Consider the following 968-nt stretch of genomic DNA (forward strand, 5'->3'; position numbering starts at 1 on the left):
GGCACCAAACTCAATGCGTCTTCTTCTACGCAAAGATACTGGCTGTAACCACCGCCTTCTAATGGGAAACCAACAAAACCGGCAACGGTATCGCCTATGACAAAGCGCTCCGCGTTCTCACCACAACTGACCACTTTGCCAGAAATGTCATAACCGGGCACCCAAGGTAATTTGTCCTTATTCTGTGCAGCGGCCCATCCCATCCCAGACCTGCACGCGTTTTAACATCAATAGGATTAATCCCTGAAAAATAGACTTTAATGATGACCTGACCAGGTTTGGGTTCAGGCATTTGACTTGAACGGATAGCCAGTACATCAGGGCCACCAAATTCTGTAATAACGATTTGCTTATTTTCCATAATCAGCCGTTCCTAAGGACAAAAAGAAAGGGATGCCGAAGCATCCCTTTGACTATAAACCATTTTGTTAACCGAAGTTAATTGTGATGGCACAATTTGACTGACATTTCACAGCGAAGTTAGCCAACCAGAGCCAACAGCACACCGGCGGCTACCGCACTGCCCAGAACACCCGCCACATTCGGCCCATCGCATGCATCAACAAAAGTTTGCGGTTGCTTCAAGCCCTACTTTGTTAACCACGCGAGCCGCCATAGGCACCGCTGATACACCAGCAGCCCCAATCAACGGGTTGATGTCTTCTTCCGAGAACTTGTTGAGTAGCTTCGCCATCAGTACCCCCGCGCCAGTCCCAATACTGAACGCTGCAGCACCTAATGCAAGAATGCCCAAAGTCTCCACATTCAAGAAGTGCTCAGCTTGTAGCTTCGAGCCTACGCCTAAACCCAGGAAAATCGTCACGATGTTGATCAGCTCATTTGCGCGGTTTCGACAAACGCTCCACCACACCCGCTTCACGCATCAAGTTCCCCAGACAGAACATCCCTACCAGCGGTGTTGCAGAGGGAAGGAACAAGATGGTCATCACCAATACCGCTAATGGGAA

General features: G+C 49.5%; 2 pseudogenes. Both read right to left on the reverse strand.

The features are described 5' to 3' along the window. Window positions 1-361: pseudogene (locus CIK04_RS27275) on the reverse strand (alcohol dehydrogenase catalytic domain-containing protein); the annotation flags it as partial. A 119-nt stretch (window positions 362-480) separates the two neighbouring features. After that, window positions 481-968: pseudogene (locus tag CIK04_RS27280) on the reverse strand (sodium ion-translocating decarboxylase subunit beta); the annotation flags it as partial.

Source organism: Vibrio sp. 03_296, from assembly GCF_002265885.1.